This window comes from Alteromonas sp. CH_MED4-4, assembly GCF_037029575.1.
Lineage (GTDB): Bacteria > Pseudomonadota > Gammaproteobacteria > Enterobacterales > Alteromonadaceae > Alteromonas > Alteromonas macleodii.
Genome location: NZ_JAYMEU010000028.1, coordinates 23,648 through 38,426, shown reverse-complemented (window position 1 = coordinate 38,426; position 14,779 = coordinate 23,648). Strand labels below are relative to the sequence as shown.

The following is a 14,779-nucleotide window of genomic DNA, read 5'->3' as shown; positions in this document are numbered from 1 at the left end:
TATGTTCGCGCTAGTTCAAGTTGAAGATTTCGACCAAGGAGAGCTTTACGCTAGGCTAAAACAGTCGGCAGATGAGAAGGCCTGCGGCAACACCGGCGCGATTGTTACTTTTACTGGGCTAGTGCGAGATTTTAATAACGCTGGCGACATAGACGGCATCGAATTAGAGCATTACCCGGGTATGACTGAAAAAGCGTTAATGCTTCTTGTTGAACAAGCGAGCGAACGCTTTTCACTTAACAGTGCTGGCGCACTGCACAGAGTAGGGCGCATACACAACAACGAACAAATTGTATGGGTAGGTGCCGCCGCTCCCCATCGTCAGGCGGCGTTTGACGCTGCCTGCTACTTAATGGATATGCTTAAACAGTCGGTACCGCTTTGGAAAAAAGAATTTAAGGGCGATAAATCTGAATGGGTTGAGGCGAAAGCATCTGACGATAAAGCGGCACTTAAGTGGATGCGCAAAAAGTAATGCTCTTTTCTTTAGCAATGCGACTTTCAAGTTTTGTTAACTTGGCCATGCTTATTTTGGTAAGTGTTAGCGCAAGTGCAAGTGCAAGTGTAGTCCCAGATGTTACGTTTTTTTCCAGCTCTGCAGCACATGCGGGTAGTTTTGAAGCGGCATATGATAATGTAAATGAAGGGAGCGTTATTAGTAACGAAAAACAAAACCAGTCAGTAAATTTCAAGCGCGACGAAAAAATTAACGTAGCCGTTGCGGCAAACTTTGCAAAACCGCTAAAGAGTATTGCCGAGCAGTTTACTGAGCTAACCGGCATAGATGTCGCGGTAACGGTATCTTCTAGCGGTACTTTGTATGCGCAAATTCAACATGGTGCTAGCTTCGACGTGTTTCTATCTGCAGATCGCGCTAGGCCGCAAGCGTTGGTGGATAACAACGTAGTTCACCACGGCAATCTGGTGGATTACGCTAAAGGCAAGCTTGCGTTTGTCTATGCTGGCGACTTATCAAGTGAGGCATCACGTGAAACATCCGGTAAAAGGAATTGCGAGCAAATCGCGCGCTCATCTACTGGAGACACAACTGCACAAATAAACGCTCAGCTTACCGATTGCTTGTCGAGGCAGCTTGTTCAATTAATGGAAAACCCTCAAAACAAGGTAGCTATCGCAAACCCTAAACTGGCTCCCTATGGTGATGCTGCGCAACAGGCGTTGCAAAACTTATCCTTATGGCAACAGTTTTTACCTCACAGAGTGATGGGTAAAAACGTGCTACAAACCTTGCAGTTTTACACCACGGGCAGCGTGAAAGGGGCGTTCGTTGCGTACTCATTGGCCTTAGATTTGCCCGCAGACTTATCCTCTAATTTGCCTTCTAATTTTAACAGTGTTGTGAATACCAAAAGCGCCGATGCTGTTACGGTTATCGTCCCCGTACCTGAAACCTTGTATCAACCCATCATTCAGTCGTTGGTGGTTAACAGTAAAACGGTAGCTACACTATCACCGAATCTGTTCGAGCCACTTCCAATTAAAAATGTGACAGCGCCAGTTGATGAGCCTGTTCACAAAGGCGACAATGAGACAACCAGAGCGTTTCGTTTGAGTGACGCTAATGGAGTGTCATCACCCAGCCTGTTCGTACAGTATTTAATGTCGCAAGGGGTGCAGCACAGCTTAATTGAATGGGGTTATGAACCTACCATTGCATCGGGCGTCGGTAACTAAGTATGCTCACAGAATTCTTCGGGGCATCGACACTTGAAGCCATATTACTCACCTTAAAACTGGCCTTTATAACCAGTGGTTTGCTGTTGTTAATCGCATTGCCGCTAGCGTGGTTTTTAGCGAAATGGCAGAGCAAAGCTAAGCCTTTGGTGATGGCGATACTCGCGTTGCCTTTGGTGTTACCGCCAACTGTGCTGGGGTTTTATCTACTTATTGCTTTTTCACCGCAAAGTGCGTTGGGGCAGGGATGGCAAAGCCTAACCGGGAGTACTTTAGCATTTAGCTTTGAAGGCTTGGTATTGGGGTCTGTTATCTACTCCCTTCCTTTTGCTCTACAGCCTTTGTACAGCGGTTTTTCACAATTGGATAACCGTTATTTAGATGTAGCAAAAACGCTGGGGTTTTCGGCTTTTGAAGCGTTTATAAAAATAGTGCTGCCTTTAAGCAAAGCGCCCATCGTGGTGGCATTAGGCTTAAGCTTTGCACATACCATAGGCGAGTTTGGCGTAGTATTAATGATAGGTGGCAATATTCCTGGAGAAACTCAGGTGCTGTCTATCGCGCTATATGAACAGGTAGAAGCGCTGGAATATAGCAGTGCACACAACCTTGCGTTGGCCCTTTTGATTTTTTCATTCGTGATGCTCGCGGCGCTCTATCGTTTTAACGGTGTCACCCGTAGTGATGAGGCGCGTTAACATGCAAATATCTGCGCTACTACCAAATCGCATTAACGCACAAATCTCATTGCTGCCACAAAGCCGATTCATTGGGGTTACCGGTCCATCAGGTGCGGGAAAAAGCAGCTTGTTTCGCGCCCTAGCTGGCGTAGAAAAAAGCGCAAGTGTGCAAACGCCGTGGACCTCTCAAAAGGTCGGTATCGTTTTTCAGCAACCTATGTTATTTCCCCATACCGATGTGCGGGGTAATTTAGCTCTCGCGCAGCGTCACGCAAGCCCTAATGCATTGTCTATCGACGCGTGCTTGCGCGGCTGTTATTGCGATCATTTAATCGATAAGCCGGTTCAAGCGCTTTCTGGTGGTGAAGCGCAGCGGGTCGCGATTGCGCGTGCGTTGGTCAATGGGCCAGATGTGTTATTGCTCGATGAATCGTTAAGCGCAATTGATATCTTCACCCGTCGCAAAATTTACCAGTTTTTGAACAATTTGTGTGTGTCGGGGAAGCTCACCTGCCTTGTAATCTCTCACGATTTAGATGACCTTGCCTTGTTCAGCGATGAGTTGGTTTTTATTGACCAAGGCCGCACCGAGCTTTGTGGAAAAACGCGCGATGTATTGACTCAAGTATTCGCAAAAGAGGGATTTGCGACACCGTCTAGCGTACTTGAGGGATTTAAAGTTACTGCGCAAAGCGAAGCACATGACAGCAACCAGTCACAAAACGCCGTTGTCAGCTACAAACACGGTAGCGAAACCCAACAAGATCAAAATGCTCTAACCTTACAAGGCAATGAGCAGTGCCAGTCGGAAAACGGTATTGAGCGCGTTGAGGTAGCGGGGCAAGAGATATTCGTCACTGCAGAATCAGTGTCCTATTTGCCTCAGCAAAGCGGTGAAAAAGTTTTTGTTCGTTTTGCAGTTAAAGCCTGTGATGTAAGTATCGATACCAATATTGCTGACTTTGGCAATGCCAGCACAATCAGTATTTTAAATGCGCTGCCATGTGTTATATCTAGCATCGAACCCGTGGCGAATCCACTCAGTCCCCTGAACGAGCCAGAAAATAACGCCGATACAGAACTCACAGATACAAAGTTAACTTCTAAAAAGCTAGCGACCGTAAACAGCGCGAAAGTGTTGTTAAAACTTGATGTACTAGGCAGTAACCAAACCCTATATGCCAGCATTAGCTGTATCTCTCTATCGCGTCTTAAGCTTGATGTAGGGATGCAAGTGATTGCGCGGTTTAAATTGCCCTAGGTTTAAATGGCTTTGGAATAGCTACTGAGTATTTCACTTGCGTTCAAATAAGCGTCGAAACGCGCACAAATAGCCCGAATGTAAATGCGAGCAGACTCTGGCACTCGAATATACCGAGATGTTGTTTCGATAAGCCCGTCTTCTTTAAGTTCTTCAAGGTTGTTTAAGGCTGAAGCAAAGTATTCATCAAAAATGATGTGGTGCTTGTCGGCAATTGCTTGCTTGTCTACCGCTAAATTGCACATTAAGCTAGAAATCACGTCTCTGCGAATAAGGTCGTCGACACTTAATGACAGCCCAACCTTTGCATTGGGCAGGTGGTTGTCTAAGCGATGGTAATATTCTTTTAGCTCCTTAGCATTTTGCGCAAAGGCATTACCTACGGTGCTAATGGCTGATACGCCGAACCCTATAAGGTCAGCGTCGCCACGTAAGGTATACCCTTGAAAGTTACGGTGAAGCTCGCCTTTATTTTTCGCAATGGCCAGTGAGTCTTTGCTTAAGGCAAAATGATCAAGACCAATCATTTCATAACCTATGTTTGTAAAGCTGTTAACGGCAAGCTTGTAAAGCGCCGCTTTTTCTTCACTACTTGGCAGTGTTTCTTCAGCAAATTTACGCTGCGCTGCGAACCTCTCGGGAAGGTGTGCATAGCTAAAAAGCGAAATACGATCTGGCATCATGGCTTTTGTTGCGGCGATGGTTGATGAAAACGTTTCAATTGACTGATTCGGTAAACCATAAATTAGATCTAAGTTGACTGAGTCGAAACCCAGCGACCGAGCCTCGAATACTAAATCGGCAATGTGAGACGTGCTTTGTATGCGATTTATGGTTTTCTGAACATTATAATCAGTATCTTGTAAACCAAAGCTAATGCGTGTGTAGCCGAGACATTTTAAGTTTTGAAGATAGCGTTTATCGATATTTCTGGGATCTAACTCAATTGACAGTTCAGCACCTGCTTCAAAGGTAAAGTGTTTCTTAAGCAGGTACATTAAATAAGTATGCTGAGTCTCGCTCAAAAAACTGGGTGAACCGCCACCCAAGTGCAGAGAAACTGCACGCCTGCCGTCAGTTAAATAACGCTTAGACAGAATTTCTTTTTCTATGTAATCTAAATATTCGTCCGCTTTTTCATTGTGACGCGTCACCATTTTATTGCAGCCACAGTAGTAGCATAGCGTTTTGCAAAATGGAATGTGCACGTAGAGACTTACTGCCGGCGCTTTTGACACTGCAAGTGCTTGTGGAAGTATGTCATCTTGTAGCGGTTCAAATTTAAGTGCAGTAGGGTAAGAGGTATAGCGAGGAGCATTCAACGCATATTTGGTAATGATTGATACAGGTCGTTGTTGTACGGCAATTATTGTCATATTGGCTCTGCACTCATATGTAGATATCTAGGCGCGAATTCAATTCGATGGTTAAAGCTTAATGGATTGCTTAGGAGGCTGATTTGATCTACTTCAAGGTTTTGGTATTAAACCTGATAATTGTTTTACTTCTTCCAGTCATTTTGCTTCAAGCATTGTGGGTGAGGAAGAAGACCGCTGTACTACCAGAGCCCGACGGCGAGCGGGTATTAACCTCTGCCGATAGTAAATTGCTGCTAACTAATAACGTTTTGGTTATAGGCGATTCTGCCGCCGCTGGTGTTGGTGCAACGACGCAAATGGGGGCACTCACAGGTCTGCTGTACTCAAACCTTGTTAAGCATGGGCCAACGCGAGTGACGTTGAATGCTAAAACAGGTTTTAAAAGTGAAGATGTGCTCAAGCTTCTTCATGAAATGCCTGCCGAGCACTTTTCATCGGTGCTCGTCTCTATTGGTGTTAACGATGTGACCAAATTTGTACCGTTGAAACGGTGGCGACAAAACATCGATGCTATTAGTACGCTACTGTCAGATAAATTTGGGTGCGAAACAATATTATTTACTGCGCTACCGCCAATTCATTGCTTTCCAGCGCTTCCGCAACCTTTGCGTGCACTATTAGGTTACCGCGCGTGGATACTAAACCAAGCTTTGGCTGATAGCGTAACAGCCCGGGCTAACGCAGACATATTATATGTTAGTGCACTTAATGTGAGCGGAACTATGACGGATATTCAGCAAAGTGGTTTGATGGCAGAAGATGGCTTTCATCCCTCCACGAAAGGCTATGAAATATGGGCACACTCAGCCCTTGAAAAACTCTCCACGCTTTACAGCACCACAATGGGCACGACAACAAAAGTCACAGCAGAAACTGATGTAACTGCGACGAAATAATCGCAGTGTGGGGTTGAAGTTTCTTTTTGTAACCTTATCTAAGCCCTTATATCTTCATGAAATCAATAAAGCGAGGCCTATCATGGCAGCAAATGAGCAAGGTGTACAAAGTGCGAGCGGTATGCAGAGTGTAACAGTTAATATGGTTTCTGACGTAGTATGTCCATGGTGTATTGTTGGGTACCAGCGTTTGCAAGAAGCCATTAAAACCCTTGATAACATTGAAGTGGATATTAAGTTTCACCCCTTCGAGCTAAACCCCAATATGCCAGAAGAAGGGCAAAACCTTCGCGAGCACATAATGGAAAAATACGGCATTAGTGAGCAGCAAAGCGCGCAGAACCGAGCACGGTTAGTAGAAGCGGGCGAGCAATTAGGCTTTTCGTTTAACTTTACTGACGACTCTCGCATGCAGAACACGTTTAAGGCTCACCAACTTATTCACTTTGCTGCAGAAAACGGCCTTGAAGAAGAAATGAAGCTGGCCTTATTTAATGCCTACTTCACAGACGGTAAAAACATTAATGATCTAGGTGTTCTAGTAGCGTTGGCACAAACGGTTGGCCTTGATAAGTCTGAAGCTGAACAAGCGCTTAAGAGTGAAAAATACGCGCAAGCAGTGCGCGAGGAAGAAGCCCTTTGGATGCAGCGCGGTATCCAAAGTGTACCTACTTTTGTCATTGGTAATCAGGGCGTAGCCGGGGCACAAGAGCCAGCAACATTGGCTGCATTTATTTCCCAAGCGGCATCACAGCAATAAGCAAGTTAAACGGGTTTAGAGGTAGTTATGAGTAATCACGTTAACCATTTGTTGGCCCAGTGGCTTCCACTTAAAAACAAACATAAGTGGGTGTTAGGTTTTATTTTTAAAACCGAAGGCTCATGCTACCGCAAAGCAGGCGCCATGATGTTGTTTAGTGACGCTGGGCATCAGTTAGGTATATTAAGCGGTGGCTGCTTAGAAAGTGACATCGTTAAAAAAGCCCAGCGAGTAATGACAGACGGGGTTAGTCGTACCGCGGTTTACGACGATGAAGATGAAGAAGACATCGCGTTTAAGCTAGGTGTTGGATGCGGCGGTGTGGTGCACTTGGCACTCGTACCAGTTAACGAGAGTAACCAGTATTTATCGTTGGATGTGGTTAGCAAAAGCTTATCAAACGGAAAAGCGTGTGAGTGGCGCTGCGCTGTAGACGGTACGTTGGGTGATTGCACGGAATTGGAAGACCATTCTGCTAAACCTAGAAAAGCTGTGCTAGACACCGTTGATGGCAAGCGCATCTTGTCGGTTTTGATGCTGCCGCCTATCCACCTACTTGTTGTTGGAGGTGGGTACGACGCTACCTTTATGACTAAGCTTGCTAGTTTGCAGGGCTATTTAGTCAGCCTTTGGGATCCAAGGCCTGCACAAGCAAGACTTGAACATTTTCCCGAGGTAAATTACTTGATTGAAGACCCGTCTACTGAAGGCTTACGTCTTCACATGGGCGAACATAACGTTCAAGCAGCAGTGCTTATGTCCCATCACCGTGAAATTGATGCAAAGGCGCTGCAGGTGCTAAGCAAGCAATCGTTAACCTATACGGCAATGCTCGGGCCACTGCACCGTAAGCAGGAAATTATGGATTTAGCCGGGCTTGGCGATACCAACTTTACTCAGTATTTTGCAAGCCCCGCTGGTTTCGACATTGGTGGTGAGCTACCTGAGCATATAGCGCTGTCTGTTATTGCTCAGTGCCATGCGGTGTTTCATACCAAACCTACGCATTTAAAGCGTTAGAAAGACTTTCTGAAGGTAACGCCAAAGCTTCTAGGCGCGCCTGGGTAGGCCATGATCTTTCCGGTTTGTACGGGTACATCAAAGCCACTTCGTGCAACGTACTCTTCATCGAAAACGTTGCGCGACCACGCAATAATTTCGCTATCCCATTGTGGGATAGTGAAACTTACGCGAACGTTAAATAATGAAAAGTCGTCAGCGTATTTGTACGGGTCGTTCGCATCATCAAGAAATACGTCGCCCGTGTATTGGTAGTCAATACTGGCGGAGGCTGGATAATTCCCAACTTCGAAATAGTGATTCAGCATAAGAGATAGTGAGTTCTGAGGCTCGAAGCCTACGCGGTCTCCGTCTCTTGAACAGAACGGGTCGTTCGGCTCCACACGGCCCGGATCGTCAATGCCCGTGTGCCACGTGTACGCAACCCAACACGTACCGCGTTTAAACTCATCAAAGTTCGCCAATGTGCGCGATGCAACAGCGTGTAATTCGATATTTTCAGTCATTAGCCAAGTTGCTTCAAGTTCTACACCTTTGACTATGATATCGCCCGCATTTTGCAGGTTGAACCCCGTTCCGGTAAAGGTCGTCGCCTGAAAGTCGCTAATTTGTGTATAGTGCGCCGCAGCATTTACGCGCACGCCGTATTCTTCAAAATCGTGTTTTATACCTATTTCAGCACTTCGAGATTTTTCAGCATCAAAAAGCGGGCTAAGCGAAGGTAAAATTCTGTCGGTATTCGTACCGCCAGCTTTGTAACCAGTCGCAAAACTGGCGTACGTTAGTGTGTTGTCATTAGGGTGATAAGCCAGTTTTACCGTGCCGGTTAACTGTGAATCATCAAGCTCTTCGTTTAAGTCAGGTCGCGGCATAACCGCTGCAGACCCCAAGAAAAAATACCCCCAGCCCGCTTGTTGAAATGGTGCGATAGCGTTAAGGGACTGTGCTGTAGGGGCTTGTCCCGCCGCTAACGCAGCAGCGATGTTTTGTAACCCAAATACAGCACGACCTACATTAGGCCATTGCGCTGGGTCTTGAGTTAGTCCGTCAATACCAGGCCCTTGCTCATCGTAGGCTCCGACAATCGACTTTTCTTCGCGGGTATAGCGTAAGCCCGTTGTTAAGGTGAAATCACTGTTTAACAGCCAATCCAGCTGAGAGAATAAAGCAATACTATCTTGCTCTTGATAGGCGCTGTGCGCGAAAGCAGTACCGGACGGCGCGGGTGCTGCAGCAGGCGCAATAAAGCCTGATGTAACTGCAGATAGCTCGTTGATGGCGTTAGCCAAAGGCAGCAGATCGGGCGCGGCGGCATTAAAGAACGCACTAAAATCATCTTGCGTGGTAGTATCAAAGGTTAGATCTAAGTTTTGGCTGTAATAGTAAACACCTATTAAACCGCGCACATCTTCACTGGTGTAATGTAATCTAATTTCTTGAGAAAACGACTGCTGCTTGGCGTCGTTAGTGGCAGTAAGAAGGTCCGCATCAGAAAAGTCGGTATCTACCGTATCTAAGCTGTCAAACGCGCGGTACGCGCTTATGCTCACAAAATCCCATGCTTTGTTTAAAGCCACATCTACTTGAACTGATAGTCCTTTGTCTTTCATTTTTGAAAGGGGAGTTTGCGACAGCGAGGTTTTATAGTCATAAAAGTTATCGCGCCCGTAAATAGTTGCATTAAACGGCGGTTGTAGCAGCAGCGCATCAGTGCCGAATTTACCCGCTATGTCATTAGCCTGAATGTTGTTTTGAAAAGTAAGTGCGCCGCAGCATCGTTCGTCTAGCTCGCCGTAATCAGCAATAAGTCGCACGCTAATTTCATCTGTTGGAGTGTAAAGCAACTGTGCTTTTATCGCAGAACGGTTACGGTTATTTAGGGTTTGTCCGCTGCGCTCGTCGGTAATGAAACCGTCACTGTGAGAACTAAAGCCAGATACTCGCATGGCGAGTACATCGTCGATTAGCGAAAACGACGAGCCAGCGCTTAAACGAACCAAGTTATCATTGCCGATGATGGCTTCGGCAAAGCCGTCGCGTTCGTCGTGTGAAGGTGCGACCGTAGTTAACGTCATTGCGCCAGCGGCGGTATTCTTTCCGAATAGTGTGCCCTGTGGCCCACGCAACACTTCTATGGATTCAATATCGACTAAGTCGTTTATTAACGCGTTTTGTCGTGCACGGTACACACCATCTACGTATAAACCCACCGAAGACTCGAAGCCGAAGTTTTGTGAAGACGTGCCAATGCCGCGTATTGAAAACCCTGAATTTGTTACGCTTTGATTTTGAAACGCGCCAAAGGCAGGTACGTAGTTTTGCAGGTCAAACACATCTCGGCTAACTGTTTCAACTAGGTCTTGACCTGAAAGCGCAGTGACCGCAACGGGCACATCTTGCAAGTTTTGACTGGTCTTTTGCGCCTGTACAACAATGTGTTCCAGCGCCTTTTTGTTATGCGGAGTAGATAGAGCATTCTCATCGGCGTGAGCGTGGGGAGCCAAAGCAAGTGTCGACGAAACAATAGAGGCAATAAACGGCGAACTACACAGGCAACGCGTAATGGCGTTTTGTGGTGTAGATATGCTTAAGCTATTACAAGACAAAGCGTGTGTAAGTGACTTCATTTTGGTTCTTTTTATTTTTCAAAAGCGGGGGGCTTTAAACAAAATTAATCACGACAAGGTCGCGTCCAAATGCGTACAGTCCTTTACATTTTAAATACGCCAACTTCCCTATGACGTCGTGTAGTGCTTTTTCACTATACAATCTAATGAACATATATTGCACGCATTTGAAGCTATCATGTCAAATTTTGTTCGTAACGTGCAAAAAGCGAACGGATATTTGGCAGTGAATAGTTTCACATGATGCATACTCATTCAAAATATCAATTAAACTTATATCGCTGTTTTCCTTAGTATGTTGGTTGAAAGTTAACATATTAATAACATCAGGCAGCGGTATGACAGACATCTATTTAGTGCGACATGGTCAAGCGTCTTTTGGCAAAGCGAACTATGACAAACTTAGTGAACTGGGTGGGCAACAGGCCATTTGGCTTGGTGACTATTTCAAGCATCGCAATGTTGAATTTGATGCAGTTTTCTCTGGCGACATGGTTAGGCATCACGAAACCAAAGACGGTATTGCCTCGGGTATTGCTACTGAAGACTATACGCTACCTGAAGTTACAGTGAATAGTGCACTGAATGAATTCAATTTTCAGGCAGTGGCTACCGCCTATTTAACACGCTACCCAGAAGCAAAAGTACCTGAAGGTGCTTCGCCTTCTGAATATTACCGATTGCTAAAAAAAGCAATGCTTGCCTGGTCGCAAGACGAATTGGCGCATGAACTCCTTGATGAAACATGGGGTCAGTTCGAAGACAGAGTTCACAGTATGCTCACGCACCTTCAAAGTATAGATGCGAAGCGTGTTCTCGTTGTGAGTTCTGGCGGTGCAATTGCCATGATGCTCAAACACATTCTTGGCTACGATGCGGCCACCGTTGTAAATATGAATTTGCAGATCCGAAATGCCAGTTTTTCTCAATGCTTTGCCAATGCGCGAGGCGTTCACCTTAATAACTTCAACAGCGTACCTCACCTGGATGTGATTGACAGGTTACACGCCATTACCTACAGCTAAATGGGGCAGTTATGAACTTTGAATATAATGAAAAGACCCAAGCACTTTTAGAAAAACTAAAAGCGTTTATGAAAGAAGAAGTGTATCCAATTGAAAAGGAATACATTCACGCCGTAGAAAATGGCTCTGCCAACAATGGCGAAGGTCGTTGGAAAACGCCTGAAATGATGCATACATTGAAAAAGCGTGCAAAAGAAGCGGGTCTTTGGAATCTATTTTTACCTGAGGAATATAAGCCATATGGCGCGGGCTTGACTAACGCAGAGTATGCACCACTTTGTGAAGAAATGGGCAGAGTTTTGTTTAGCTCTGAAATCTTCAACTGTAGTGCGCCAGATACCGGCAATATGGAAGTGCTGGCGAAATACGGTAACGAGAGTCAGAAAAAGCAGTGGTTAGAGCCTCTCTTAAACGGGGAAATACGCTCAGCCTTTGCTATGACAGAGCCTGCAGTGGCATCAAGTGACGCGACAAACATCGAAACTTCCATTAAGCGCGATGGCGATGAATACGTTATCAACGGCCGTAAGTGGTACACCAGCGGTGCTATGAATGAAAACTGTAAAATTATGGTGGTAATGGGCAAAACTGATTTCGATGCGCCTCGTCACCAGCAGCAGTCTCAAATCTTAGTTCCTATGGACACCAAGGGTGTAACTATTGTTCGCCCAATGGCAGCAATGGGCTATTACGACGAGCCTATTGGTCATGCTGAAGTCTTGTTTGAAAACGTACGTGTACCGGCAGAAAACTTACTGCTTGGTGAAGGGCGTGGTTTTGAAATCGCGCAAGGGCGCTTAGGCCCGGGCCGTATTCACCATTGTATGCGCCTTATTGGCTGTGCACAGCGCGCGCTCGATATGGCCTGTGAACGAGTTGAAAGCCGAGTGGCGTTTGGCAAACCGTTGTCAAAACAGCAATCGGTTAGAGAAAGCATTGCGCAGATGCACTGTGATATTGAACAGGCGCGTCTGCTTACGTTGAAAGCGGCTGATAAGATGGATCGCTATGGCAACAAAGTATCGCGCGACCTTATCGCTGCTATCAAGATAGTTGCACCTACTATGGCCTGTAACGTTATCGACCATGCCATTCAGATGCACGGCGCTGCAGGTACAAGCCAAGATTTCGTATTGTCTGCCATGTACGCTTATGCGCGTACTATCAAGCTGGCAGATGGCCCTGATCAGGTTCACATGATGCAGTTAGGTCGTAATCTTATTGCTGAAAAAGCAGTCGCTGAATAAGTCAGTGTTGTAAATAAACAATACAAAAAATTACGGGTAAGGAGTGAATGTGTCTAAAGACAATGCGAAAGCCCCACATGTCATAGATTTAGCAGTGCTGAATTCGTATTTATCTTCTGCGTGCCCGAGTATTGGGCACGTCAAAAGCGCTGAGAAATTTGCGGGTGGGCAATCGAACCCGACGTTTAAACTTACTACGGATAACGGCGTTTATGTATTACGCCGTCAACCTCCGGGCAAATTACTGAAATCGGCCCATGCAGTTGACCGAGAATTTCGCGTTATCAACGCGTTGCAGGGCTCAGAAGTGCCTGTGCCCAAAGCGTACCATTTATGTGAAGATGCCAGCATAATCGGTAGCATGTTTTACATTATGGCCTATGTTGAAGGTGACATTTTCTGGAATAGCGCACTGCCTGAAATAGCATCTTCTGCTACTCGTGGTGCCATGTATGATGAAATGAACCGGGTGCTTGCAGCGCTTCACAGCGTAGATATTGAAAGCGCAGGCTTACGCGATTATGGAAGGCCTGGCAGCTACTTTGAACGTCAGCTAAGCAGGTGGACCAAGCAGTATCGTGCATCTGAACTTGAGCATGTTGAAGAAATTGAAAGTCTTATTCAGTATCTTGAAATCAACCTGCCAAAAGATGATGGTCAAGTCTCGTTGGTCCATGGCGATTTTCGTTTAGACAATATGATGTTTGATATGTCTGACCCTAAAAAACCAAGAGTAGTCGCGGTGCTTGATTGGGAATTATCAACGTTGGGGCATCCGTATGCCGATTTGGCTTACCAATGTATGCAGTTGCGCCTTCCCTCTGACATTGCGCACGCAGCTGGGTTAGGTGGTTTAGACAGAGAGCAGTTAGGCATTCCAAGCGAACAAGAATATATCAATGCGTATTGCGAGCGAAGAGGTATTGATGGCATTAGCAATTGGACGTTTTACCTCGCATTTAGTTTTTTCCGTTTAGCCGCTATTTTACAAGGCGTGGTAAAACGCGCACACGATGGCAATGCGTCAAGCGAGAAGGCTATGCAATTAGGCGCAATGGTGCGACCTCTGGCGCAAATTGCGAACCAAACCATTCACCAAAGCGAATAAACGCCATATAACGTATTTAATGACATGTCATGCTATCAATAGCGTGCTCGTCGAACAAAGCAACTGGAGACAGTATGAAAGCAATTGTATGCGAATCTTTTGGACCACTTGAAGAACTTCAATTTAAAGACGTTGCAGACCCAGAAGTAAAAAAAGGGCATGTAGTCGTAAATGTTGAAGCCGCAGGGGTGAACTTTCCAGACGGACTATTGGTGCAAGGTCTGTATCAAATGCAGCCAGACTTCCCGTTTATTCCTGGCAATGAAGTGGCAGGCACCATATCTGAAGTAGGTGAGGGCGTAAGCCATTTAAAAGAAGGGCAACGAGTTATTGCGTTGTCTAACTTAGGTGGTTACGCAGAAAAAGCGCTGATCCCTGCCACTCATGTTATGCCGTTACCTGATCCCATCCATGTTAATGAGGGGGCTGCTCTTGTAACTGCGCATGCGACAGCACATCACGCGTTAAAGCAGCGCGCAAAACTGCAGCCAGGCGAAACACTGGTTGTAACCGGCGCAGCGGGTGGTACTGGCTTAGCAGCAGTGCAAATAGGCAAGATTATGGGCGCTAAAGTTATTGCAGTTTGCTCAACAGAAGAAAAGCTGGCGCTTGCTAAAGAGTATGGCGCAGACGTTTTAATTAACTACAAAGAAAAAGATCTCAAAGAAACGCTGAAAGAAGTCACAGGCGGCAAAGGTGTCGATGTAGTTTATGAATGCGTTGGCGGTGACACATTCCACGCTTGCAGCCGCAGTATGGCATGGGAAGGGCGTTTACTTGTGGTTGGCTTTGCTGGCGGTGAGATCCCGAAATTCCCGGTTAATTTGGCGCTGGTAAAAGGCTATTCAGTCATGGGGGTATTTTGGGGTTCGTTTACTCAGCACGATCCAAAAGGCTTTGCGGAAAACATGCAAGAGCTTTTAACTTGGTATGTGCAAGGTAAGGTAAAGGTGGTCGTAGATGAAGCATTACCCTTAGAACAAGCAACGAAAGCCATGGCCAAGGTAATGAACCGGGAAGTGAAAGGTAAGATGGTGCTTGTGCCCTGATCCTACAAGCCTGACACGTGGGTAACTTAACA

General features: G+C 46.0%; 13 protein-coding genes. 11 read left to right on the top strand and 2 right to left on the bottom strand.

Features of this window, described 5'->3' with window-relative positions:
- The first annotated feature begins 1 nt into the window (after position 1).
- The 4 genes from WA381_RS16640 to WA381_RS16625 are packed head-to-tail and all read left to right on the top strand — an operon-like array spanning position 2 to position 3,636.
- On the top strand, positions 2–475 hold the full coding sequence (locus WA381_RS16640; protein WP_061095254.1) for a molybdenum cofactor biosynthesis protein MoaE: 474 nt from the start codon (positions 2–4) through the stop codon (positions 473–475).
- On the top strand, positions 457–1,695 hold the full coding sequence (gene modA, locus WA381_RS16635) for a molybdate ABC transporter substrate-binding protein (protein WP_156086518.1): 1,239 nt from the start codon (positions 457–459) through the stop codon (positions 1,693–1,695). Before WA381_RS16640 ends, modA begins: the two co-directional genes overlap by 19 nt.
- 2 nt (positions 1,696–1,697) lie before the next feature.
- Positions 1,698–2,393, top strand: a complete 696-nt coding sequence (gene modB / locus WA381_RS16630) for a molybdate ABC transporter permease subunit (RefSeq protein ID WP_156086517.1) — start codon at positions 1,698–1,700, stop codon at positions 2,391–2,393.
- Position 2,394: 1 nt separating this feature from the next.
- Positions 2,395–3,636: an ATP-binding cassette domain-containing protein gene (locus tag WA381_RS16625; protein WP_156086516.1), complete on the top strand. Its 1,242-nt coding sequence runs from the start codon at positions 2,395–2,397 to the stop codon at positions 3,634–3,636.
- 2 nt (positions 3,637–3,638) lie between these two features.
- On the opposite strand, the gene hemN is transcribed toward WA381_RS16625, so the two are convergent.
- The gene (hemN, locus tag WA381_RS16620) at positions 3,639–5,012 is read right to left on the bottom strand and encodes an oxygen-independent coproporphyrinogen III oxidase (RefSeq protein WP_156086515.1); all 1,374 of its coding nucleotides are present in this window, start codon (positions 5,010–5,012) and stop codon (positions 3,639–3,641) included.
- Between the two features lie 83 nt (positions 5,013–5,095).
- Here hemN and WA381_RS16615 point away from each other — a divergent pair, with 83 nt between their 5' ends.
- The 3 genes from WA381_RS16615 to WA381_RS16605 all read left to right on the top strand — a co-directional run bounded on the left by WA381_RS16615 (position 5,096) and on the right by WA381_RS16605 (position 7,691).
- On the top strand, positions 5,096–5,911 hold the full coding sequence (locus WA381_RS16615; RefSeq protein ID WP_156086514.1) for an SGNH/GDSL hydrolase family protein: 816 nt from the start codon (positions 5,096–5,098) through the stop codon (positions 5,909–5,911).
- An 82-nt stretch (positions 5,912–5,993) separates the two neighbouring features.
- Complete coding sequence (locus tag WA381_RS16610; RefSeq protein WP_156086513.1) at positions 5,994–6,671, top strand: DsbA family oxidoreductase; 678 nt, start codon at positions 5,994–5,996, stop codon at positions 6,669–6,671.
- A 27-nt stretch (positions 6,672–6,698) separates the two neighbouring features.
- Complete coding sequence (locus tag WA381_RS16605) at positions 6,699–7,691, top strand: XdhC family protein (protein ID WP_156086512.1); 993 nt, start codon at positions 6,699–6,701, stop codon at positions 7,689–7,691.
- Here the strand turns inward: WA381_RS16605 and WA381_RS16600 are convergent.
- Positions 7,688–10,318, bottom strand: coding sequence for a TonB-dependent receptor (locus tag WA381_RS16600; protein WP_156086511.1), 2,631 nt, complete (start codon positions 10,316–10,318; stop codon positions 7,688–7,690). The genes WA381_RS16605 and WA381_RS16600 overlap by 4 nt on opposite strands.
- A gap of 338 nt (positions 10,319–10,656) precedes the next feature.
- On the opposite strand from WA381_RS16600, the gene WA381_RS16595 reads away from it, so the two are divergent.
- The 4 genes from WA381_RS16595 to WA381_RS16580 all read left to right on the top strand — a co-directional run bounded on the left by WA381_RS16595 (position 10,657) and on the right by WA381_RS16580 (position 14,747).
- Complete coding sequence (locus WA381_RS16595) at positions 10,657–11,343, top strand: histidine phosphatase family protein (RefSeq protein ID WP_014949763.1); 687 nt, start codon at positions 10,657–10,659, stop codon at positions 11,341–11,343.
- Positions 11,344–11,354: 11 nt separating this feature from the next.
- Positions 11,355–12,590, top strand: a complete 1,236-nt coding sequence (locus WA381_RS16590) for an acyl-CoA dehydrogenase family protein (protein WP_014949762.1) — start codon at positions 11,355–11,357, stop codon at positions 12,588–12,590.
- A gap of 49 nt (positions 12,591–12,639) precedes the next feature.
- Positions 12,640–13,698: a phosphotransferase family protein gene (locus WA381_RS16585; protein WP_156086510.1), complete on the top strand. Its 1,059-nt coding sequence runs from the start codon at positions 12,640–12,642 to the stop codon at positions 13,696–13,698.
- A gap of 74 nt (positions 13,699–13,772) precedes the next feature.
- Positions 13,773–14,747 carry an NADPH:quinone oxidoreductase family protein gene (locus WA381_RS16580; RefSeq protein ID WP_014949760.1) on the top strand — a complete coding sequence of 325 codons (975 nt, stop codon included), beginning with the start codon at positions 13,773–13,775 and terminating at the stop codon, positions 14,745–14,747.
- Positions 14,748–14,779 lie beyond the last annotated feature (32 nt).

Coding starts and splice junctions, on each gene's coding strand:
- WA381_RS16640 (WP_061095254.1), top strand. CDS start 2: ATGTTCGCGCTAGTTCAAGTTGAAGATTTCGACCAAGGAGAGCTTTAC.
- modB (WP_156086517.1), top strand. CDS start 1,698: ATGCTCACAGAATTCTTCGGGGCATCGACACTTGAAGCCATATTACTC.
- WA381_RS16625 (WP_156086516.1), top strand. CDS start 2,395: ATGCAAATATCTGCGCTACTACCAAATCGCATTAACGCACAAATCTCA.
- hemN (WP_156086515.1), bottom strand. CDS start 5,012: ATGACAATAATTGCCGTACAACAACGACCTGTATCAATCATTACCAAA.
- WA381_RS16610 (WP_156086513.1), top strand. CDS start 5,994: ATGGCAGCAAATGAGCAAGGTGTACAAAGTGCGAGCGGTATGCAGAGT.
- WA381_RS16605 (WP_156086512.1), top strand. CDS start 6,699: ATGAGTAATCACGTTAACCATTTGTTGGCCCAGTGGCTTCCACTTAAA.
- WA381_RS16600 (WP_156086511.1), bottom strand. CDS start 10,318: ATGAAGTCACTTACACACGCTTTGTCTTGTAATAGCTTAAGCATATCT.
- WA381_RS16595 (WP_014949763.1), top strand. CDS start 10,657: ATGACAGACATCTATTTAGTGCGACATGGTCAAGCGTCTTTTGGCAAA.
- WA381_RS16590 (WP_014949762.1), top strand. CDS start 11,355: ATGAACTTTGAATATAATGAAAAGACCCAAGCACTTTTAGAAAAACTA.
- WA381_RS16580 (WP_014949760.1), top strand. CDS start 13,773: ATGAAAGCAATTGTATGCGAATCTTTTGGACCACTTGAAGAACTTCAA.